Raw genomic sequence first — 22,928 nt, 5'->3', positions numbered from 1 at the left:
CCCCGACCTCACATGTGCTCGATGCCATCAGGGATGGTGTAGAAGGTTGGGTGACGGTAGACCTTGCTCTCCGCCGGATCGAAAAACTCACCGCGCTCTTCCGGCTGCGAGGCGACGATTTCGCTCGCCTTCACCACCCAGATGGAGCAGCCTTCGCTGCGGCGGGTGTAGGCATCGCGGGCGTTTTCCAGCGCCATGCGGTCATCGGCGGCGTGCAGGCTGCCGACGTGGCGGTGAGACAGCCCCTGTTTACTGCGGACAAACACTTCGTATAACGGCCAGTATGTTTTGCTCATCGTGATTCCCCTTACGCGACCTTGCGGGCGTGTTGTTTTTCTGCGTGCGCCAGGGCGGCTTCGCGCACCCACGTCCCCTCTTCCCAGGCTTTATTTTTGGCGGCCAGGCGCTCGTGATTGCAGACGCCGCGGCCATTAATAACGTCGTCAAACTCCTGCCAGTCGATCTCGCCAAAACGGTAGTGACCGCTTTCGGCATCGAAGTGCAGATCCGCATCCGGGACGGTCATCCCCAGCATCTCCACCTGCGGCACGGTGTTGTCGACGAAGCGCTGGCGCAACTCGTCGTTGCCAAAACGTTTGATCTTCCAAGCCAGGCTGCGGGCACTGTTCGGGGAGTTGTCGTCGTTCGGGCCAAACATCATCAGCGCCGGCCACCAGAAACGGTTGATGGCATCCTGCAGCATCTGGCGCTGAGCCTCGCTGCCCTGGGCCAGCGCCATGCAGGCTTCAAAGCCCTGACGTTGGTGGAAGCTCTCTTCTTTACAGATTTTCACCATCGCCCGGGCATAAGGGCCGTAGGAGGTCCGGCACAGCGCCACCTGGTTTACGATGGCCGCGCCATCCACCAGCCAGCCAATCACGCCGATATCGGCCCAGCTCAGGGTTGGGTAGTTGAAGATGGAGGAATACTTCATCTTGCCGTCGAGCATCTTCTGGTAGATGTCTTCCCGGGCGCAGCCCAGCGTCTCCGCCGCGCTGTAGAGATAAAGGCCGTGCCCGGCTTCATCCTGCACTTTCGCCAGCAGAATGGCCTTGCGGCGCAGCGTCGGGGCGCGAGCGATCCAGTTACCTTCCGGCAGCATGCCGACAATTTCGGAGTGGGCATGCTGACCAATCTGGCGGATCAGCGTCTTGCGGTACGCGTCAGGCATCCAGTCCTGCGGCTCGATGGCCGTCTCTTGCGCGATTCGCTGTTCAAAGCGTTGTTCTTCCGTCACGTCATCACCCTTATGATTCGTTTAACTAGTAAATTTCATTCAATGATGAATCACTTCGTTTCTTAAAAGTTACACAAAGGTTAAATATAACCCCAAGGAGTGTTTGTTTATTTTGTGATGCGGCTCGCAAGACATTTCAGGAGGCCCGTCCTGGCGCGGCCTGCCGTAGAGTGGAAGATATAGCGAGATCACAATGTTAATAAATCATTAACAAGAAACTTGCTTTTTATGATTCACAAACGAACTATCTATAGTGAAATCACGAACCACCTGGAGAGAAACATGCAGCAGTTAGCCAGCTTCTTGTCCGGCACCTGGCAGTCTGGCCGGGGCCGTGAGCGCAAGATTCAGCACGCCATCAGCGGCGAAACCCTCTGGCAGGTCACCAGCGAAGGGCTGGATATGGCCGCCGCGCGTCGTTACGCCATTGAGCAAGGCGGTGAATCACTTCACGCCATGACCTTCATCGAGCGCGCCGCGATGCTGAAAGCGGTGGCAAAGCATCTGTTGAGCCAGAAAGAGATGTTCTATGCCCTCTCTGCGCAGACCGGAGCGACCCGCGCCGACAGCTGGGTGGATATTGAGGGCGGGATCGGCACCCTTTTCACCTTCGCCAGCCTCGGCAGCCGTGAACTGCCGGACGATACTCTGTGGCCGGAAGATGAGCTGATCCCCCTGTCAAAAGAGGGCGGGTTTGCCGCGCGCCACGTGCTGACCTCGAAATCCGGCGTGGCGGTACATATCAACGCCTTTAACTTCCCCTGCTGGGGAATGCTGGAAAAACTGGCCCCGACCTGGCTGGCCGGGATGCCGGCAATCATCAAACCGGCCACCGCCACCGCTCAGGTGACCCAGGCGATGGTGAAAGCTATTGTCGACAGCGGCCTGGTGCCGGACGGTGCCATTAGCCTGATCTGCGGCGGCGCGGGGGATCTGCTCGACCAGCTCGACAGCCAGGACGTGGTGACCTTTACCGGCTCCGCCGTCACCGGCCAGAAGCTGCGCGTTCATCCAAATATCGTTGCCCGGTCGATTCCCTTTACCATGGAAGCCGACTCCCTGAACTGCTGCGTGCTGGGGGATGACGTTACCCCGGAGCAGCCGGAGTTTGCCCTGTTTATCCGCGAAGTGGTGCGGGAGATGACGGCCAAAGCCGGACAGAAATGTACCGCTATCCGCCGCATCATCGTCCCGCAGGCGCAGGTGGAGGCCGTCAGCCAGGCGCTGGTCGCCCGGCTGGAAAAGGTGCCGTACGGCGACCCGGCCCAGGAAGGGATCAAGATGGGCTCGCTGGTCAACGCCGAGCAGCGCGCCGACGTGCAGGAGAAGGTGGATGCTTTAGTGACCGCCGGCTGCCAGGTCCGTCTGGGCGGTAAAGCTGACCTCAACGCCGTCGGTGCCTTCTTCCCGCCGACGCTGCTTTTCTGCCCGCAGCCGGACGAAACCCCGGCCGTACACGCCACCGAAGCCTTTGGCCCGGTTGCCACCCTGATGCCCTATCAGACCCGCGAACACGCGATGGCCCTCGCCCGCGCCGGGGAAGGTAGCCTTGCCGGGACGCTGGTTACCGCCGATCTGCGCCTGGCGCGTCAGTTTATCGCCGGGGCCGCGCGCGCCCACGGGCGTATCCAGATCCTCAACGAAGAGTCGGCCAAAGAGTCTACCGGCCACGGCTCCCCGCTGCCGCAGCTGGTGCACGGCGGCCCGGGTCGCGCCGGGGGCGGTGAAGAGCTGGGCGGGTTACGGGCGGTGAAACACTACCTGCAACGCACCGCAATCCAGGGCAGCCCGAGCATGCTGGCCGCCATCAGCCAGCAGTGGGTACGCGGGGCCCAGGTGCAGGAGGATCGCGTCCATCCGTTCCGCAAATATTTCGAGGAGCTGCAGCCGGGCGACAGCCTGCTGACCCCGCGCCGCACCCTGACCGAGACCGATATCGTCAACTTTGCCTGCCTGAGCGGAGATCATTTCTACGCCCATATGGACAAGATTGGCGCGGCGGAGTCGATTTTTGGCGAGCGCGTGGTACACGGTTACTTCCTGATCTCCGCTGCGGCTGGTCTGTTCGTTGATGCGGGCGTCGGGCCGGTGATCGCCAACTACGGCATGGAGAACCTGCGCTTTATCGAGCCGGTCAAACCGGGCGATACCATCCAGGTGCGTCTGACCTGTAAGCGCAAGACGCTGAAGAAGCAGCGCACGGCGGAAGAGAAACCGACCGGCGTGGTGGAGTGGTCGGTTGAAATCTTTAACCAGCATCAGCAGCCGGTGGCGCTCTACTCGATCCTGACCCTCGTCTCCCGTCAACGCGGAGATTTTGACGCCTGATCCCCCTCCTGCCGGGTAACGTCGCGCACGTTACCCGGCTTCTGGCACATCTGACAAAACATCTGGCAAATGCAGGCAAACGGTACGCACAGCGTTATTGCTATGTTGGCAATGAATAAACCGCGCGCAGAACAGCGGTCCCGAGTGGATAACAACACATACAACAGAGGTTAATCATGGGAAGCTCCTCAATCTTTTCTCCACGTAAAACGGTGCTGGCGCTGGCCGTTGCTTGTCTCTTTTCCGGTCAGGTGCTGGCTCACGGTGGTGAAGCACATATGGTCGAGATGGATAAAACCCTGACCGATTTTGGCGCGGATGTGACCTGGGATGACTATGCCCAGATCTACACCATCACCAAAGACGGGGCTTTCATCAAAGTGAAGCCGGGCGCAAAAACCGCCATCGTCAACGGCAAATCGCTGACCCTGCAGGTGCCAGTGGTGATGAAAGACAATAAGGCCTGGATCTCCGATACCTTTGTCAACGATGTGTTCCAGTCCGGCCTCGACCAGACCTTCCAGGTAGAGAAGACGCCTCACCCGCTGAACGCCTTGTCAGCGGATGAAATTAAACAGGCCGTCGAGATTGTGAAAGCCTCGCCGGACTTCAAACCGAACACCCGCTTTACCCAGATTGCGCTGGCCGAGCCGGAAAAAGCCAAAGTGTGGGACTTCGTGCTGAACGGTACGGCGGTGGATGCGCCGCGTCAGGCCAGTATCACCATGCTGGACGGTAAATATGTTGTCGAAGCGCTGGTGGATCTGAAGGATAAGAAAATCATGCACTGGGAGCCAATCAAGGACGCCCACGGCATGGTGCTGCTGGATGATTTTATGGCGGTGCAGAAGATCGTCATCGGCAGCCAGGAGTATATCGACGCGCTGAAAAAGCACGGCATCAACGACCCGAGCAAGGTAATGACCACGCCGCTGACCGTCGGCTACTTTGACGGCAAAGATGGCCTGAAGCAGGAAGATCGCCTGCTGAAAGTGGTGAGCTATCTGGATACTGGCGACGGCAACTACTGGGCGCACCCGATTGAAAACCTGGTCGCGGTGGTGGACCTGGTCGAGAAGAAGATCGTCAAAATCGAAGAAGGCGCGGTCGTTCCGGTACCGATGGAGTCACGCCCTTATGACGGCCGCGACCGCGAGTCGGTAGAGCATAAACCGCTGGAGATCGTTGAGCCAGAAGGCAAGAACTACACCATCACCGGCAACATGATCCACTGGCAGAACTGGGACTTCCACCTGAGCCTCGACTCCCGCGTCGGGCCAATCATCTCTACCGTCACCTTTAACGACAACGGCAAAAAACGCCAGGTGATGTACGAAGGATCGCTCGGCGGGATGATCGTCCCTTACGGCGACCCGGACGTGGGCTGGTACTTCAAGGCCTATCTGGATTCCGGCGACTACGGCATGGGCACCCTCACCTCGCCGCTGGTGCGCGGCAAAGATGTGCCGTCCAACGCCGTGCTGCTCAATCAGACCATCCCGGACTACACCGGTGCACCAATGGAGATCCCGCGGGCGATGGCGATTTTCGAACGCTACGCCGGGCCGGAGTATAAGCACCAGGAGATGAACCAGCCGAACGTCAGCACCGAACGTCGTGAGCTGGTGGTGCGCTGGATCAGTACCGTGGGGAACTACGACTACATCTTCGACTGGATCTTCCACGAAAACGGCACCATCGGCATCGATGCCGGGGCGACCGGTATCGAAGCGGTGAAAGGGGTGACGGCGAAAACCATGCACGATCCGAGCGCCAAAGAGGATACCAAGTACGGCACCCTGATCGACCACAACATCGTTGGCACCACCCACCAGCACATCTATAACTTCCGACTGGATATGGACGTTGATGGCACCAACAATAGCCTGGTGGCGATGGATCCGGAAGTGAAGCCAAACACCGCGGGCGGCCCGCGTACCAGTACCATGCAGATCAACCAGTACAACATCGATACCGAGCAGCAGGCCGCGCAGAAGTTTGACCCGGGCACCATTCGTCTGCTGAGCAACACCAGCAAAGAAAACCGCATGGGCAACCCGGTCTCCTACCAGATCATCCCGTACGCGGGGGGGACGCACCCGGTGGCGACCGGCGCGAAATTCGCCCCGGACGAGTGGATCTATCACCGTCTGAGCTTTATGGATAAACAGCTGTGGGTGACCCGCTACCATCCGAACGAGATGTATCCGGAAGGGAAATTCCCGAACCGCTCCACTCAGGACACAGGTCTGGGCCAGTTCAGCAAGGATAACGAGTCGCTGGACAACCAGGATGACGTGGTATGGATGACCACCGGCACCACCCACGTGGCGCGGGCGGAGGAGTGGCCCATCATGCCAACCGAGTGGGTGCATACCCTGCTCAAACCCTGGAACTTCTTCGACGAAACCCCGTCGTTGGGTAAGAAGAAAGACGCGCAGTAAATCCGTAGGCCCGTGCAAGCACAGCGCCGCCGGGCATAGCCGAGGCACTGTGCGGCCTGATGCCCTCACCCCGGCCCTCTCCCACAGGGAGAGGGTGCAAACATTAAAAACGGTCACCGGAGGTGACCGTTTTGCTTTTACCTTGCCGCCGGGCAATGCCGTTGCAAAGTAATTAATTATCCATAAGAGATTTATTTGCTGAATGTATTTGTCTGTTTATAGTTATTTATACCCATGCCGTCCGGGTTGCCTTTCTTAAAACATTTTTTTGGTCATCACGCGAAGTTTTCCCCTACGCCGCTGTATGCACATTGAGAGGTTTTCAGGATGAGATTCAACTTGATAGCAAGAAGCCTTGCGCTCGCCGGGCTTTTTATTTCTGCTGGCACGCCTGCGTTTGCCGCAGAAGCGCCGAAAGACGCCGCCGCCGCCACCCAACAAGCCAATAACGCCCTCTTTAGTCAACTGCCCTTCTCCGATAACACCGACTTTACCGATGCCCATAAAGGCTTTATCGCCCCGCTCCCTACGGAGGTGATCAAAGGCGAACAGGGCAACGTGGTCTGGGATCCGCAGCAATACGCGTTTATTAAAGAGGGCGATAAAGCGCCGGACACCGTTAACCCCAGCTTATGGCGTCAGGCGCAGCTAATTAATATCAGCGGTCTGTTTGAGGTGACGGACGGGGTGTACCAGATCCGCAACCTCGACCTGTCGAACATGACCATTATTGAAGGCACCACGGGCGTCACCGTCGTTGACCCGCTGGTGTCGGCGGAAACGGCGAAAGTCGGGATGGATCTCTATTTTAAAAACCGCGGACAGAAGCCGGTAGTGGCGGTGATCTACACCCACAGCCACGTGGATCATTACGGCGGCGTGCGCGGGGTGGTCGATGAAGCCGATGTTAAAGCTGGCAAGGTGAAAATCTACGCCCCATCAGGCTTTATGGAGGCCGCGGTGGCGGAGAACATTATGGCCGGTAACGTGATGAGCCGCCGCGCCAGCTACATGTACGGTAACCTGCTGAAACCGGATGCTAAAGGCCAGGTCGGTGCCGGGCTGGGTACCACCACCTCTGCCGGGACCGTGACCCTGCTTGCGCCAACCAATATCATCGAAAAAGACGGGCAGAAGGAGACCATCGACGGCCTGACCTATGATTTTATGCTGGCCCCGGGCTCGGAAGCACCGTCGGAAATGCTGTGGTTTATCGAAGAGAAAAAGCTGATTGAATCCGCCGAGGACGTGACCCACACCCTGCACAACACCTACTCCCTGCGCGGGGCGAAGATCCGCGAGCCGCTGCCGTGGTCGAAATACATTAACGAAGCCATTGTACGCTGGGGTGATAAAGCCGAGATCCTGATGGCCCAGCACCACTGGCCAACCTGGGGCAAGGAGAACGTGAATAATCTGCTGAAAAGCCAGCGCGATCTGTACCGTTATATCAACGACCAGACCTTACGCATGGCGAACCAGGGGCTGACCCGGGACGAAATCGCCGCCAACTTCAAGCTGCCGGACTCGCTGGCGCACACCTGGGCCAACCGGGGTTATTACGGGTCGGTGAGCCACGACGTGAAAGCGACCTACGTGCTCTATCTCGGCTGGTTCGACGGCAACCCGGCGACCCTGGATGAGCTGCCACCGGAAGAGGCGGCTAAAAAATTCGTTGAGTATATGGGCGGTGCGGACACCATTCTGCAGAAAGCCAAAACCGACTTCGACCAGGGGAACTATCGCTGGGTGGCACAGGTGGTGAGCAAAGTGGTGTTTGCCGATCCGAACAACCAGGCGGCCCGTAATCTGGAGGCGGATGCGCTGGAACAGCTGGGTTATCAGGCAGAGTCCGGCCCGTGGCGTAACTTCTATCTCACCGGCGCGCAGGAGCTGCGTAACGGCGTGGTGAAAGGCCCGACCCCGAACACCGCCAGCCCGGATACGGTGCGGGCGATGACGCCGGAGATGTTCTTTGACTATCTGGCGGTACACATTAACGGTGAAAAAGCCGGGACGGCGAAATCGGTGTTTAACATCGACCTCGGCAGCGACGGCGGGAAATACAAGCTGGAGCTGGAGAACGGGGTGCTGAACCACACCGCCAATGCGGAAGCCACCGATGCGGATGCCACCATTAGCCTTGACCGCGACACGCTGAACAAAATCATCCTCAAAGAAACCACCCTGAAACAGGCTGAGGACAGCGGTGCGGTGAAGATAACCGGGGACGGTACGAAACTGGATACCCTGCTGGGCTATATGGATAAGTTTGAGTTCTGGTTCAATATTGTGACACCGTAACTTATTGCCGGGTGGCGGCTGCGCCTTACCCGGCCTACGGGACTGTGCGGTTTGTTGTCGGGTGGCGCTACGCTTACCCGACCTACGAACTGTAGGCCCGTGCAAGCGCAGCGCCGCCGGGCATTGCCAACGGCAACTGTGCGGCCTGATACCCTCACCCCGGCCCTCTCCCACAGGGAGAGGGAGCAAACATTAATACCGCACGCACACCGATTTGGTTTCGCACCAGCCGTCCAGCCAGTCCGGGCCGAAATCGCGGCCGGTGCCGGACTGCTTCATGCCGCCGAAAGGCAGGTTGGCGTCGATCAGGGTGTGACTGTTGACCCATACCGTGCCGGCCTGCAGGCGGTCGGTGTACTCCAGTGCTTTACTGATATTTTGCGTCCAGACGCTGGCGGTCAGGCCATATTCGGTGTCGTTCGCCAGGCGCAGCGCCTCTTCGCCGTCGGCGACGCGCACCAGGTTCACCACCGGGCCAAACACCTCTTCGCGGGTCAGGCGCAGGCTGGCGTCCGGGTTAACCACCAGGGTCGGCGAAACGTAGTACCCCTCACCGTTCGGACCGCGATTACCAACGATCAGCTCGGCCTGACGCGACTGCGCCTCGTTAAGGAAGCTCTGCACTTTGTCACAGTGGGCGCGGGAGACCAGCGGGTTGATGTGCGCCTCCTGGGACATACCCGGCCCGACGCTCAGGGATTTCACCGCCTGTTCAAAGCCGCTCACGACGGTATCAAACAGCGGTGCTTCGATGTAAATACGCGAGCTTGCCGCGCAGACCTGCCCCTGGTTGAGGAAGCTGCCGGTCATCAGCCCTTCGATAACCCACGCTGGATCCGCATCTTTCAGGACGATGGCCGGGTTTTTGCCGCCCAGCTCCAGGGTTACGCCCAGCAGGCGATCGGCGGCGGAGCGCGCAATCTGTTTCCCGGTGGCGGTTGAGCCGGTAAAGCTTACTTTGGCGATATGCGGATGGTTGGTCAGCGCCGCGCCACACACCGCCCCGCTGCCGGTTACCACGTTGAAAACGCCGTCCGGGATCCCGGCAACGCTAGCCAGCTCCGCCACGCGCAGCAGGGTCAGCGGCGTGGTCTCCGACGGTTTGATCACGATAGAGCAGCCCGCGGCCAGGGCGGGCATGACTTTCCACATGCCGATCAGCAGCGGGAAGTTCCACGGCACGATCCCGGCCACCACGCCAATCGGCTCTTTACGGGTCCACGCCTGATAGCGGGCCCCCTGCGGCATCGGAATAGAGAGATCCAGCGTCTTGCCGGCGATTTTCGTGGTCAGCCCGGCGGTGTAGCGCATCCAGTTCAGGGTGCAGCCCACTTCAAAGGCGCGGGAGATATTGATGGATTTACCCTGCTCCAGGGTTTCGAGCTGGGCCAGCTCTTCGGTGTGCTGCTCTACCAGATCGGCAAAGCGCAGCAGAATACGTTCCCGCTCAGCAGGCAGTTTGCCTGACCAGCTGCGGGCGACAAAGGCGCGCCAGCCGGACATCACCGCGCGGTCCACATCCTGCGCGCTGGCATCGGCCGTCGAGGCAATCACCTGGCCGGTGGCCGGGTTAAAGATCTCCAGACGCTTTTCGCTGTCGGAGGCGGACTGGCGTCCCTCAATCCAGAGGCCATGTTGGCGATCCAGAAATTGCTGCACGCTGTGCAGTACGTCGACCTGTGTATCAGACATAGCGATTCCTTATTATTCGCAGGGTGTCAACGCAGTCTAAGATGGCTTTGCAGAATGCGCTTTTATCTCTGTGACATTCGCTTTGCCCGCTGTGACAGGCACCGCAAAACGCGACAATAACGCCGTTTCGCTCAGGCCCAGCGCGGAGTTTTTTTCTGGATTTCGCCCCAGGTCACGGGCAATTAGCAACATAAATGCAACAATGTTTAAACATTGACGACGTAGCGGGTATGACGATGGCGTGTGCAAACGAACAGGACAACTACCAGCGCTGGCTGGCGCAGATTAACCAGGTGTGCGGCAGTTTTGCCGCCCGGCCCATGAGCGGCGAGTTTTATGGCGAGCTGGAGTCAACCTGGACCGGTAACCTGAAACTGAGCACCGTCACCGCGGGCGGCGTGAACCTGTTTCGCACCCGTCAGGAGATCAAAACCAGCAACGACGCCTGGTTCTACACCGTGTTTCAGCTGGAGGGGGAAGCGGGACTGGAGCAGGACAATCGCCAGATCGTGCTGAACGCCGGGGATATCACCCTGATTGATGCCTCTCGCCCCTGCTCGATCTACTGGCCGGAAAAATCACGCCAGATCTCGCTCCTGCTGCCGCGTCAGATCCTCGAGCAGCACTTTCGCTTTCAGGGTGTGACCTGCGCGCAAAAGCTCTCCCACAGCCTGCCCACCGTCCAGCTCAGCTACCGTCTGCTGCAGGACAGCATGAATAATCCGGCGTTAAGCGAAACCGAAAGTGAAGCGGCGCTGGAGGCGATGGTCTGCCTGCTGCGCCCGGTATTGCAGCAGCGTGAAAGCGTACAGCCGCGCAAAGAGCGCCAGTTTACCCACGTCCTGACCCTGATTGACGACCATATTCAGGCCGAGCACCTGCGCCCGGAGTGGATCGCCTCGGAGTGTGGGATGTCAGTGCGTAGCCTGTACCGGATGTTTGCCGAGAAAGGGCTGGTGGTGGCGCAGTACATTAAAAATCGTCGACTGGATCTGTGTGCGCAGATGCTGCGCGGCACCCGCGACGACGAGAAGCTGGCGGGGATTGGCTACAGCTGGGGATTTACCGATCACAGCCATTTCTCCACGGCCTTTAAGCAGCGTTTTGGCGTTTCGCCTGGCGAATACCGCAAACGCCACCGCTGATCACTTCTGCATCCATTTGCCGTTGATCCCCTGGACATACTCGCCGGGGTTGGCGCGCGCGACCAGTTTTGTCCCGGCCATTTTCGCCACTTCATCTACCGGAATGTTATTGTTGTCGGCCAGTTTCTGATAGCTGTCGGTGCGGGCCTTGTTGATCTGCTCCACCAGCGCCAGCGTCTCGCGATCCTGACTTCGCGGCGCAATGTACCCGCTCAGGGTTTCCCCCACCCGCCCGGCACTGCGGGCCTCGTTGAGGGTTAACGCCAGCGCGGGTGCGCAGAGCCCCAGCGTTAATATCATCAGCAAAATGCGTTTTCTCATGGCAGCCTCAGAACAGATCGCTGCGTGATTTCAGCAGCGTCTCCACGTCTTTATCCACTTTGATATGGATTTCATGTTCAATTTTGACGTTCATGTTGATGGTGATCGGCTCTTTCGACGCCGCGACTTCGATCCTCGGCGTACAGCCTGTCAGCGTCAGTATCACAATCGCGGTGAATCCACCGGCCAGCTTTTTCATGGTTGTTCCTTACATTCCTTGCCTGTCGGGCAGCGGTTATCCGGTAATGCTGCGTGTTGCTCCAGCCAGGTTTGCAGATTGTCGCCAAAACGCAGGCTGCGCCAGAGGGTAAACAGGTTCTCCTGATGGGTATAGTTGAGGTTAACGGCTTGCGTCTGATCCTCGACGCGGCTGGCGCCACGCAGGGTCGACGCCAGGGTTAATTCACCCAGGTTATCTAAATTGAGTGTCGTCCACGACTGCGAAATTTCCATATAGCGAAGCCAGTTAATCGCCCCCGCCGCCGACCCGTTCTCTTTGGCCAGGGCATCGGCAGTGTCTTTGTCGAGGCGCAGGGTCATCGGCCCGGCATTGGTCAGCCAGCCATCTTTGATGATCCACTTGTCATTGTCCAGCCAGAACGGCAGCGCCCCGCTGAACGGTCCGGACAGGGCAAACTGTTTCGGGTTAACGGCGCTAATCAGCTCGCTGGAGGAGATATTGCTGACCCGCAGCAGAGCCGCATCGTGCTGCGGCATCCGCAGCTGCTGCATGTTTACCTTGCCGCCCAGCAGCTCGACACTGACATCGGTCAGCAGCAGCGGATTCGCCTCGCTCCAGGGGTAGTTCCCCTGCAGATCGGCGGTGATGTTGCGGGCCGTGACCTGATTGATCACTTCGCCAATGCGCAGGGTCACCGGGCCATGGGTGCCCAGCGACCAGGTGCCCTGGCTGAAGCGGAACGGCAGGACAAAATCAACGCCGTTCACTTTGTTATCGGGCATCCAGACGCTGCCGCTTTTTACTACCCCGTGGCCGCCAGCCTCAAAGCCCTGATCCGCCGCCGCGGAGAACGCCACCTGGGCATACAGATCCCCTTCGCGCAGGGTCATTTTCCAATCTGGCGGGACCAGCGGCTGGAAGACGGTCAGGGACTGCTTCGGCCACCAGGCCTGGCCGCGCAGACGCTCCCCGTCCCAACGGCCGTTCAGCTGCACCGGGCCGATCGCTTTGGCGTTGAGGGTACCTTTGAACCGGAACAGGGTGGGATCGCTGCCATCGACGCTGAATTTGACCGTCGAGGGCGGTAATACGCTGCCGCCGGTGAAGGTGGTTTCTCCGGCGTCAAAGGATAACGCGCCGCTGAAGTGCGGCCGGGCGGGATCGCGCTGCCAGCGGATCGGGCTATCCAGCACCATGCGCGGCGTGCTGGCATGCATGGTGCCGTACTTCAGCTGGTCGAATCCGGTCGAGAGTTCGCTGAGTTCAATGACGCTATCGCGCCACTCCCCTTTCCCCGCCACGTCCCAGCGGGCCTGCATCGGCGTAAAGTTGCCTTCGCCCCAATAGCGCCACTGCCACAGGCCGCGATCCGGCAGGAAGTCATTGGCCCGACCGTCGAGATGCAGGGTGAAATCCCCCATCTCCTTTTCATGGGCCTTTAATATTGCCTGTAGACGACCGTCGATGCCGTTGCGGGTCAGCGCCACGCCGGCCAGCGGCCAGCGCACTTCGTCGATATTGAGAGAATCAATGATCCGCCCGCGGGAGCGCAGCAGCGCCCCCGGCGCGAACGCCAGCCGGGGCTCGGCGAGGCTGCCGGTTAACATGGCGGGAAGCTTTGCGTAAAGGATAAGATCGTCATGTTTGGCCACGCCGGTAAGCTGTAACGGCATGGCGCTGTCATCCACGCTCAGCTTGCCGGGACCAAAGGTGAGCACCGCGTTACCTTTCCCGGCATCGCCCTGGGTCAGCACGTTCAGCCGCCCGCTGATGACGGCCTTTTCCGTGCCCTGCTGCCAATTTTCGATTTTAAGCCCCAGGCGTCCGCTCAGGGGAATGCCAGCCCGATCCCAGTGCCAGCGCCCGTCGCTGATGGTCAGCTGTTCGGGAGTCATTTGCCAGGGGAGATCCAGCAGCGGCTCGCCGCTCTCCCGCTCAACCAACACCAGCTGGCCCTGATTGTCCTGCCAAGCCAGATCGGCATCCACCAGCGACGGAAGCTGCGGCACCGAGAAGGTGGCCGTTGCATGCCCCTGCACCGGCAGACCGTCCGGCACCAGCGGCAGGGTGAATTCCCCCACCAGCGTCACCGGCTGCGGGTTATCGGGCAGATTAAGCGTGACGTCGCTGACGGTCAGGGATCGCCCACGGAGTGTGCCACGCAGGCTAAACTGATCCCCATGATAAGTAATATCCTGGCGCGACGGGGTCAGCGAGGCGGTTAATTTCCCCTGCCACTGCTGCCAGGGGGAGAGCGTCAGGCGATCGATGGTCAGCCAGGTATTGGGCAGCAGCGACTGCCATTCGGCCAGCGTTCGCGGTGCGGCGGGCGTAGGCTCGCTGGCAGGAATTTTACTCAGACAGGCGCTGTTAAGATCCAGCCCGGCGATGTCGATTTTCCAGCGGCTCGGGTGACTGAGCGTGGCGTCCTCAATGCGGGCAATCTCGCAGTCGTCCACCAGATAGCGCAGATCGGCGATCACCAGAGCGTTGCGGGTCAGGCGCGGGCTTTTTTCAAAGGCGATCCGGGTGCCAGCGGGCAGCCAGATACCGGCAAGCGTGGGAACCCATTGCGCAAGGGTCAGCAGCAGCGTCAGCGGCAAAAGAACGATCAGCAGCAGTAGCGCGATTGCGGCTTTGTATTTACCCCTCATGGGCAGTTAATATCCTGATTTAGCGAAAAAATTAGCCGACAGTATCGAATATTGTGGCATGTTTCGTCAGGCAGGTGAAGCGAAGGCCTGTTTAAGAATAGATGTGATGTTCCTGAATGTGGGCGTTTTTCTTGTTCGCTCACTCCCTTTCTGAGCAACAAAAAACCGCCTTCATGAAGGCGGTTTATAAAAGTCGTTCTGACGCTATCTTCTGATCACATCGGGGTCATCAGGATCCAGCGGGTCATTCACATCAGGTATGTCATCACCAGGGAAGAGTGGATCGGTGTCACCTGGAAGGGGATCGCTGCCGCCAGGAAGCGGTTCGTCATCAGGAATGGGATCAATATAATCTGGACGATCAGCCATAAAGCCTCCGTCAAAATGTGTTATGAGAGGTTATTTCGATTTATCCGGTTTCTGTTTACTCTTCTCATCTTGATTCTTTTGCGGCTGCTTAGGTTGGTCTTTAGAGACATGTTGTACGGTGGATTTCATTTTGAAACTCCAGTTGTAGATGTAGCACGTCGCCACCATAAAACTATAAGTTACACTTATATTTATATCGAGCGCGACGGCAGAAAATTCCGGTCAGGTGGGATAATATCATCACCTGAACTTATTGAATTAAGTAATATTTTAATATTTGTATGATTATTTGAATCATGCTAACGTAGTTCCAAAACCAGTGGAGAAAGTCTTATGAAACTCGCGGTCTATAGCACAAAGCAGTACGACAAAAAGTATCTGCAACATGTTAACGAGGGATATGGATTCGAACTTGAATTTTTCGACTTTCTGCTTAACGAAAAAACAGCCAAAACCGCGCACGGCTTTGATGCGGTCTGTATTTTCGTTAACGATGACGGCAGTCGTCCAGTGCTGGAAGAGCTTAAAAAACAGGGCGTGAAGTACATCGCCCTGCGCTGCGCGGGCTTTAACAATGTCGACCTCGACGCGGCCAAAGAGCTGGGCCTGCAGGTGGTGCGCGTCCCGGCCTACTCCCCGGAAGCGGTGGCGGAACATGCCATCGGCCTGATGATGTCGCTGAACCGTCGTATTCACCGTGCTTATCAACGCACCCGTGATGCTAACTTCTCGCTGGAAGGGCTGACCGGCTTTACCATGTACGGCAAAACCGCTGGCGTGATCGGCACCGGTAAAATCGGCGTCGCGGCGCTGCGGATCCTGAAGGGCTTTGGTATGCGCCTGCTGGCGTTTGATCCATACCCGAGCGCAGCCGCGCTGGAGCTGGGGGTGGAGTATGTCGATCTGCCGACCCTGTACGCGGAGTCTGACGTGATCTCCCTGCACTGCCCGCTGACCGCAGACAACTACCATCTGCTGAACCAGAGCGCGTTCGAGCAGATGAAAGATGGCGTGATGATCGTCAATACCAGCCGCGGTGGGCTGGTGGATTCTCAGGCGGCCATTGAAGCGTTGAAAACACAAAAAATTGGCGCGCTGGGGATGGACGTGTATGAGAACGAACGCGATCTGTTCTTTGAAGATAAGTCTAACGACGTGATCCAGGATGACGTGTTCCGTCGCCTGTCTGCCTGTCACAACGTACTCTTTACCGGACATCAGGCGTTTTTGACCGCCGAGGCGCTGATCAGTATTTCAGAAACCACGTTGGGTAACCTGAGCCAGCTCGAGAAAGGCGAAGCGAGCCCGAACGCGCTGTTCTGATTGGAATCGTTTGTTCTTAAAGCAATAAATACCCCAAAGAGAATAGAGAGCTTACAGCGGCTCCCTGGTCCGGCTGAAAATCGCTGAGGCGTTTCCTGTAGGCCGGGGCGAGGCGCAGGGACGCGCCGAGAGGGCATAGCCTGCAGGGATGCAGGCTGGTGCCCGACCCGAAAGCCGAAAGGAATAAGCCGAAGGGACCGCAAAGCGGCGATTTTCTTGCCGGGAGCCCGGGTCGCCAGGGTGGTGGCGATTGAGCCACCCTGGCACGTTCACCGGTTCTGGCGCGACAGAGAAGCACTGGTCTGGAAGTGAACGGAACCACCACCAGAGCCGCATGTTCCCCCTCACCCCAACCCTCTCCCTAAATGGAGAGGGGGTAACCTGTGCAAATCATCAACCTACGGCCATCTCTCAACCTCATGAGCCAGTTTCAGATTATCCCGCAAGACAATTCCCGCCAGCGCAATAGACTATGCATTAGCTATTTATGAAGTGAATGTATTGAGAAGAACCATGAAAACGCTCGTCGCAGTAACGATCCTCAGCATGGCGCTGGCAGGCTGTGTCAATCCAGGGAAAGCTTCTGTTCAGGAAGAACAGCTTCAGCAGCACCGCTATGTGCTGCAAAGTATCAACGGCACTGCCATTAACCCGGCCAACACGCCACCGGAAATCGCCTTTGGTGAAGACCTGGCGGTATCAGGCGTGATGTGCAACCGCTTCAGCGGCCAGGGCAAGCTGTCTGACGGCGAGCTCAAAGTTAAAGCGCTCGCCATGACGCGTAAGCTGTGTACCGAGCCACAGCTCAATGACCTGGATCACGCGATCGGCACTATGCTGCGTAACGGGACGCAGGTCGATCTGACGGAAGACGTATTAACCCTGGCGACGGCTGAGACGACTCTGGTCTTTAAACGCGCAGAGTAATCAGTAAGCTCCGCAGGATCCGACGGCAAGCGACTGTTCACTGCAGCGTTTGCCGTTCGGCAGCGCACACATGCCGATGGCTGAGCCATCGAGCTGACGCGCAACGGACAGCGATCCGCCAATCATGGCGCAATTTGCCTGCCCGGAGCTGGACATCGCCGCCCTCATCCCCGGCGCGACGTGCGCGGCGGTAGCCTGCTGTACTGGTTCATTGCTGCAGGCCGACAGTAACAAAACGGCACACCCAACCCAAAATGCTGCGCGCATAATCTCTCCCCACGTTGAATTGCAAAACCTATGCATAATAGGCACCCGACGCCTTGCCGTCGAGAGCCGAAGCGCGGTTTTCTGCGCTGTCAAAACATTTGCAGACTATTTTCAGGCAAAAGTTTGATCAAACCATTGATGGCATTAATAAGCAGGACACAAAAGCGAAAATCGTTTCAGCAGGCCTTTGCTAAAATACAAGGATAACTACAGGACCTGTCGATGTATCACGGGTCCCTCTTTCTTTGCGCAATGTAAGGGTGTCATATGCAAACTATTGACGGGAATGGCGCAGTCGCGTCCGTGGCGTTTCGCACCAGTGAAGTGATCGCCATTTATCCCATTACACCCAGCTCGACGATGGCTGAACAGGCCGATGCCTGGGCCGGAAACGGGCTGAAAAACGTCTGGGGCGATGTGCCCCGGGTGGTCGAAATGCAGTCGGAAGCCGGGGCGATTGCCACCGTCCACGGCGCGCTACAGACCGGAGCGCTGTCCACCTCCTTTACCTCGTCGCAGGGGCTGCTGCTGATGATCCCGACGCTGTACAAGCTGGCGGGACAACTTACCCCCTTCGTACTGCACGTCGCGGCGCGCACCATCGCTACCCACGCCCTGTCGATTTTTGGCGATCATTCTGACGTAATGGCCGTGCGCCAGACCGGCTGCGCAATGCTCTGTTCCGCCAGCGTGCAGGAGGCGCAGGATTTTGCCCTGATCTCCCACATGGCGACCCTGAAGAGCCGGGTGCCGTTTATCCACTTCTTTGACGGTTTCCGCACCTCACACGAAATTAATAAGATTGTGTCGATTTCCGATGACACCATCCGCAACCTGCTCCCGCAGGCGGAGATTGACGCACACCGCGCCCGCGCGCTGAACCCGGAACATCCGGTGATCCGCGGCACCTCCGCCAACCCGGACACCTACTTCCAGTCCCGCGAAGCCACCAACCCGTGGTACAACGCGGTCTATGACCACGTGGAACAGGCGATGGCCGATTTTGCCGCCGCCACCGGACGCGAGTACAAACCGTTCGAGTACTATGGCCATCCGCAGGCAGAGCGCGTGATTGTGATCATGGGGTCCGCCATCGGCACCTGTGAAGAGGTGGTGGATGAACTTCTGAGCCGCGGCGAGAAAGTGGGCGTGCTGAAAGTGCGCCTCTACCGTCCGTTCTCCGCGAAACACCTGCTGGCGGTATTGCCGGAAAGCGCGCGGTCGGTGGCGGTGCTGGATCGCACCAAAGAACCGGGCGCCCAGGCCGAACCGCTCTATCTGGACGTGATGACCGCCCTGGCCGAGGCCTTTAACGGCGGCGAGCGTGAAACCCTGCCGCGAGTGATTGGCGGGCGCTATGGTCTGTCGTCAAAAGAGTTTGGCCCGGACTGCGTGCTGGCTGTCTTCAACGAGCTCAGCGCCGCGAAGCCGAAGCCGCGCTTCACCGTCGGCATCTATGACGATGTGACCAATCTCTCCCTGTCGTTGCCGGAGAACACCCTGCCGTCCACCGCGAAGCTGGAAGCGCTGTTTTACGGTCTGGGCAGTGACGGCAGCGTGTCGGCCACTAAAAACAACATCAAGATCATCGGTAACTCCACGCCGTGGTATGCCCAGGGCTATTTCGTCTATGACTCGAAGAAAGCCGGTGGCCTGACGGTGTCCCACCTGCGCGTCAGCGAGCAGCCGATCCGCTCCGCGTACCTGGTGTCGCAGGCCGATTTCGTCGGGTGCCACCAGCTGCAGTTTATCGACAAATACCAGATGGCCGAGCGCCTGAAGCCAGGCGGCATTTTCCTGCTCAATACCCCGTACAGCGCCGATGAGGTCTGGGGGCGTCTGCCGCAGGAAGTACAGGCGGTTCTGAACCAGAAAAAAGCGAAATTCTACGTCGTTAACGCGGCGAAAATCGCCCGCGAGTGCGGCCTGGCAGCGCGTATCAACACCGTTATGCAGATGGCATTTTTCCATCTGACACAAATCCTGCCGGGCGACAGCGCCCTGATAGAGCTGCAGGGGGCGATCGCCAAAAGCTACAGCAGCAAAGGCCAGGAGCTGGTGGAGCGCAACTGGCAGGCCCTGGCGCTGGCCCGGGAGTCGCTGGCGGAAGTGCCGTTGCAGCAGGTAAACGCTCAGAGCCCGAACCGCCCACCGGTGGTCTCCGATGCCGCGCCGGACTTTGTCAAAACCGTTACCGCCGCAATGCTGGCCGGTCTGGGCGATGCCCTTCCCGTCTCGGCCCTGCCGCCGGACGGCACCTGGCCGATGGGCACCACCCGCTGGGAAAAACGCAATATCGCCGAAGCGATCCCGATCTGGAAAGAGGAGCTGTGTACCCAGTGTAACCACTGCGTGGCGGCCTGCCCGCACTCCGCGATCCGTGCCAAAGTAGTCTCTCCTGAGGCGATGGAAACAGCCCCGGCCAGCCTGCACTCGCTTGACGTGAAATCCCGCGACATGCGCGGCCAGAAATATGTTCTGCAGGTGGCACCGGAAGACTGCACCGGCTGTAACCTGTGCGTTGAGGTCTGTCCGGCGAAAGATCGCCAGAACCCGGAGATCAAGGCCATCAATATGATGTCGCGCCTTGAGCATGTCGAAGAGGAGAAAGTGAATTACGACTTCTTCCTCGACCTGCCGGAAATCGATCGCAACAGCCTCGAGCGGATTGATATTCGTACCTCGCAGCTGATCACCCCGCTGTTCGAATACTCGGGTGCCTGTTCCGGCTGCGGCGAAACGCCATACATCAAGCTGCTGACCCAGCTGTACGGCGACCGGATGCTGATCGCCAATGCCACCGGCTGTTCGTCGATCTATGGCGGTAACCTGCCGTCAACCCCGTACACCACCGATGCCAACGGCCGCGGCCCGGCGTGGGCGAACTCGCTGTTCGAGGATAACGCCGAATTTGGTCTGGGCTTCCGCTTAACGGTGGATCAGCACCGGGCGCGCGTGATGCGCCTGCTGGAGGCGTTTGCCGATAAGATCCCGGCAGAGCTGAACAGCGCCCTGCATAGCGAGGCCACGCCTGACGTGCGTCGTCAGCAGGTGGCGGAGCTGCGTCAGCATCTGACGGGCGTCGAAGGGGCTGAACAGCTGTTAACCGATGCCGATGCGCTGGTCGAGAAATCGATCTGGCTGATCGGCGGTGACGGCTGGGCGTATGACATCGGCTTTGGCGGTCTCGATCACGTCCTCAGCCTGACCGAAAACGTCAATATTCTGGTGCTGGATACCCAGTGTTACTCCAACACCGGTGGCCAGGCGTCGAAAGCGACCCCGCTGGGGGCGGTGACCAAGTTTGGCGAGCATGGCAAACGCAAAGCGCGCAAAGATTTGGGCGTCAGCATGATGATGTACGGCCATGTGTATGTGGCACAGATCTCGCTCGGGGCGCAGCTGAACCAGACGGTGAAAGCGATTCAGGAGGCGGAAGCCTATCCTGGCCCGTCGCTGATCATCGCCTACAGCCCTTGCGAGGAGCATGGCTACGATCTGGCGCTGAGCCACGATCAGATGCGCCAGCTGACGGCAACCGGCTTCTGGCCACTGTACCGCTTTGACCCACGCCGTGCCGATGAAGGCAAACTGCCGCTGGCGCTGGATTCCCGTCCACCGTCGGATGCGCTGGCAGAGACGTTGATGCAGGAGCAACGCTTCCGTCGCCTCAACGCCCAGCAGCCCGAAGTAGCAGAACAGCTGTGGAAAGATGCCGCTGCCGATCTGCAAAAACGCTACGACTTCCTGGCGCAGTTAGCCGGAAAAGCGGAAAAATCGGTCAGCGAATAATCGATATAGCCCGGCATGTCCGGGCTTTCTTTTGGCATAAAAAAACCCGCCAGCATGTGCTGGCGGGCGATCCTGTTCAGTAACAAATAACAGTTACGAATTCAAAACATATTTATTAAATAAATGGATAAAAATACTACAGGCATATAACGAGCCTGAGTCTACTGATTTTATTAAGAAATGAGTAATTTTTGTTTTATATGGATTTAATTAATATATTCACTGAACTTATGACTGTTTCTTTGGCAGTAAATTCTTGAGATTTCACTTAATTGGTAACAATTATGCTTTATCGCTGGAAGAGAGAGTGATTTAGCATGAGACCACTTTCCACCGCAGAAAGTTCCACGGAAAGTTTAAAAATATTAAATATAAAAAACAGCATAAGGAATAGTCACAATGCAAAGAAAAGTACTGGCTCTGATGATCCCTGCCCTGTTAATGGCAGGCGCAGCTCACGCCGCTGAGATTTATAATAAGGACGGCAATAAATTAGATCTTTACGGTAAAGTTGACGGTCTGCACTATTTCTCCGACGACAGCAGCGCTGATGGCGATCAGACTTATATGCGTATCGGCTTTAAAGGCGAAACCCAAATTAACGATACGCTCACCGGCTACGGCCAGTGGGAATATAACATCCAGGCAAACAACACCGAAGGTTCTTCAAATCAGTCCTGGACCCGTCTGGCGTTTGCCGGTCTGAAATTCGACCAGTACGGCTCATTCGATTACGGTCGTAACTACGGCGTGCTGTACGACGTGGAAGCCTGGACCGATATGCTGCCAGAGTTCGGCGGCGACTCCTACACCAAAGCCGATAACTTCATGACCGGCCGTGCGAACGGCGTGGCGACCTACCGTAATACCGATTTCTTCGGCATGGTTGAAGGCCTGGACTTCGCCCTGCAGTACCAGGGTAACAACGAAGGCAGCGGTAACGGTAACGAAGGCACCAACAATAACAATGGCCGTGACGTGCGTCATGAGAACGGTGACGGCTTCGGTATCTCCACCTCTTATGACCTGGGCATGGGCATCAGCGCGGCGGCGGCCTACACCTCTTCCGACCGTACTAACGATCAGGTGAAAAATACGACGGCTGGCGGCGATAAAGCCGACGCCTGGACCACCGGTCTGAAGTATGACGCCAATAATATCTATCTGGCGACCATGTACTCTGAAACCCGCAACATGACCCCATACGGCGACCATGATGATGCGGTAGCGAACAAAACCCAGAACTTTGAAGTGACGGCTCAGTATCAGTTTGATTCCGGTCTGCGTCCGGTGGTCTCCTACCTGCAGTCGAAAGGTAAAGACCTGGGCAAGGGTCAGAGCGATCAGGATCTGGTTAAATATGCTGAAGTGGGCGCGGTTTACTACTTCAACAAAAATATGTCCACCTACGTTGATTATAAAATCAACCTGCTGGACGAAGACGACCAGTTCTACAAAGACAATGGCATCGGCACCGATGACATCGTCGCTCTCGGTCTGGTTTACCAGTTCTGATGAAATTAGCCCGCGTTACGACGCGGGCTATCTCTTTATATTGATTAAACGCTTTGCTTCTTTATTATCCATTTCTGTATCCCGTTCAAATATCCTGACTTTGCCCTCGCCTCTTTTACACACTTTTAGTTGCGCCATCCGGACAATTTGATCCAAGATAAATCTCATGTCTGTCGGCTGTAGAGGACTCGCTATCGTGAACCATCATGCTGTTAAATCTTCGCGCATCGCCTCGATTGCCTACGATAAATGCAACGAAACGCTGGAAGTCCGTTTTCGGGATCACAGCGCCTGGCAATATCAGCCTGTACCCATGCGTATTTTTAACGATTTTTTGAATGTAGTTTCAAAAGGGCGTTTCTATGACGGCGTGGTGAAAGGCAAATTTAAAGAGAGAAAAATTGCCTGAGCGCACATCCCTGTGTCCAT

General features: G+C 57.8%; 17 protein-coding genes. 9 read left to right on the top strand and 8 right to left on the bottom strand.

Features of this window, described 5'->3' with window-relative positions; all coding sequences use genetic code 11:
• Nucleotides 1–8 precede the first annotated feature (8 nt).
• Nucleotides 9–296, bottom strand: a complete 288-nt coding sequence (gene paaB, locus V7Q49_RS03775; RefSeq protein ID WP_032611057.1) for a 1,2-phenylacetyl-CoA epoxidase subunit PaaB — start codon at nt 294–296, stop codon at nt 9–11.
• An 11-nt stretch (nt 297–307) separates the two neighbouring features.
• Complete coding sequence (gene paaA, locus V7Q49_RS03770; RefSeq protein WP_333849398.1) at nt 308–1,237, bottom strand: 1,2-phenylacetyl-CoA epoxidase subunit PaaA; 930 nt, start codon at nt 1,235–1,237, stop codon at nt 308–310.
• Nucleotides 1,238–1,519: 282 nt separating this feature from the next.
• Here paaA and paaZ point away from each other — a divergent pair, with 282 nt between their 5' ends.
• From paaZ to V7Q49_RS03755, 3 genes are all read left to right on the top strand, one after another.
• Complete coding sequence (paaZ, locus tag V7Q49_RS03765; RefSeq protein ID WP_333849397.1) at nt 1,520–3,565, top strand: phenylacetic acid degradation bifunctional protein PaaZ; 2,046 nt, start codon at nt 1,520–1,522, stop codon at nt 3,563–3,565.
• Between the two features lie 176 nt (nt 3,566–3,741).
• Nucleotides 3,742–6,009 carry a primary-amine oxidase gene (tynA, locus tag V7Q49_RS03760; protein ID WP_333849396.1) on the top strand — a complete coding sequence of 756 codons (2,268 nt, stop codon included), beginning with the start codon at nt 3,742–3,744 and terminating at the stop codon, nt 6,007–6,009.
• 327 nt (nt 6,010–6,336) lie between these two features.
• Nucleotides 6,337–8,313, top strand: coding sequence for an alkyl/aryl-sulfatase (locus tag V7Q49_RS03755; RefSeq protein WP_333849395.1), 1,977 nt, complete (start codon nt 6,337–6,339; stop codon nt 8,311–8,313).
• Between the two features lie 192 nt (nt 8,314–8,505).
• Here the strand turns inward: V7Q49_RS03755 and V7Q49_RS03750 are convergent, their stop codons facing one another.
• Nucleotides 8,506–10,005 (bottom strand): aldehyde dehydrogenase family protein, encoded by a 1,500-nt coding sequence (locus V7Q49_RS03750; protein ID WP_333849393.1) that lies wholly within the window; start codon nt 10,003–10,005, stop codon nt 8,506–8,508.
• Nucleotides 10,006–10,241: 236 nt separating this feature from the next.
• Here V7Q49_RS03750 and feaR point away from each other — a divergent pair, with 236 nt between their 5' ends.
• Nucleotides 10,242–11,150, top strand: coding sequence for a transcriptional regulator FeaR (feaR, locus tag V7Q49_RS03745; RefSeq protein WP_333849392.1), 909 nt, complete (start codon nt 10,242–10,244; stop codon nt 11,148–11,150).
• Here feaR and V7Q49_RS03740 read toward each other — a convergent pair whose 3' ends face one another.
• The 4 genes from V7Q49_RS03740 to V7Q49_RS03725 form a co-directional block, all read right to left on the bottom strand.
• Entirely contained in the window at nt 11,151–11,471 is a 321-nt protein-coding gene (locus V7Q49_RS03740; RefSeq protein WP_333849391.1) for a YdbL family protein, read from the bottom strand.
• A 7-nt stretch (nt 11,472–11,478) separates the two neighbouring features.
• Entirely contained in the window at nt 11,479–11,670 is a 192-nt protein-coding gene (locus tag V7Q49_RS03735; RefSeq protein WP_059307766.1) for a YnbE family lipoprotein, read from the bottom strand.
• Complete coding sequence (locus tag V7Q49_RS03730; protein ID WP_333849390.1) at nt 11,667–14,306, bottom strand: YdbH family protein; 2,640 nt, start codon at nt 14,304–14,306, stop codon at nt 11,667–11,669. The genes V7Q49_RS03735 and V7Q49_RS03730 overlap by 4 nt, the downstream gene beginning before the upstream one ends.
• A gap of 204 nt (nt 14,307–14,510) precedes the next feature.
• Complete coding sequence (locus tag V7Q49_RS03725; RefSeq protein ID WP_333849389.1) at nt 14,511–14,675, bottom strand: hypothetical protein; 165 nt, start codon at nt 14,673–14,675, stop codon at nt 14,511–14,513.
• A 333-nt stretch (nt 14,676–15,008) separates the two neighbouring features.
• Here V7Q49_RS03725 and V7Q49_RS03720 point away from each other — a divergent pair, with 333 nt between their 5' ends.
• Both V7Q49_RS03720 and hslJ read left to right on the top strand, forming a co-directional pair.
• Entirely contained in the window at nt 15,009–15,998 is a 990-nt protein-coding gene (locus tag V7Q49_RS03720; RefSeq protein WP_333849388.1) for a 2-hydroxyacid dehydrogenase, read from the top strand.
• Between the two features lie 513 nt (nt 15,999–16,511).
• On the top strand, nt 16,512–16,925 hold the full coding sequence (gene hslJ, locus V7Q49_RS03715; protein ID WP_333849387.1) for a heat shock protein HslJ: 414 nt from the start codon (nt 16,512–16,514) through the stop codon (nt 16,923–16,925).
• On the opposite strand, the gene V7Q49_RS03710 is transcribed toward hslJ, so the two are convergent.
• Nucleotides 16,926–17,192 (bottom strand): putative hemolysin, encoded by a 267-nt coding sequence (locus V7Q49_RS03710; protein ID WP_333849386.1) that lies wholly within the window; start codon nt 17,190–17,192, stop codon nt 16,926–16,928.
• 267 nt (nt 17,193–17,459) lie between these two features.
• Here V7Q49_RS03710 and nifJ point away from each other — a divergent pair, with 267 nt between their 5' ends.
• From nifJ to V7Q49_RS03695, 3 genes are all read left to right on the top strand, one after another.
• Entirely contained in the window at nt 17,460–20,984 is a 3,525-nt protein-coding gene (gene nifJ / locus V7Q49_RS03705) for a pyruvate:ferredoxin (flavodoxin) oxidoreductase (protein WP_333849385.1), read from the top strand.
• A gap of 399 nt (nt 20,985–21,383) precedes the next feature.
• A complete protein-coding gene (gene ompC, locus V7Q49_RS03700; RefSeq protein WP_333849383.1) occupies nt 21,384–22,499 on the top strand; it encodes a porin OmpC in 1,116 nt (371 codons plus the stop codon).
• 196 nt (nt 22,500–22,695) lie between these two features.
• A complete protein-coding gene (locus V7Q49_RS03695; RefSeq protein WP_333850481.1) occupies nt 22,696–22,908 on the top strand; it encodes a KTSC domain-containing protein in 213 nt (70 codons plus the stop codon).
• Nucleotides 22,909–22,928 lie beyond the last annotated feature (20 nt).

Source organism: Leclercia sp. (genome assembly GCF_036780805.1).
Lineage (GTDB): Bacteria > Pseudomonadota > Gammaproteobacteria > Enterobacterales > Enterobacteriaceae > Enterobacter.
This window is presented reverse-complemented; position numbering and strand designations above follow the sequence as displayed.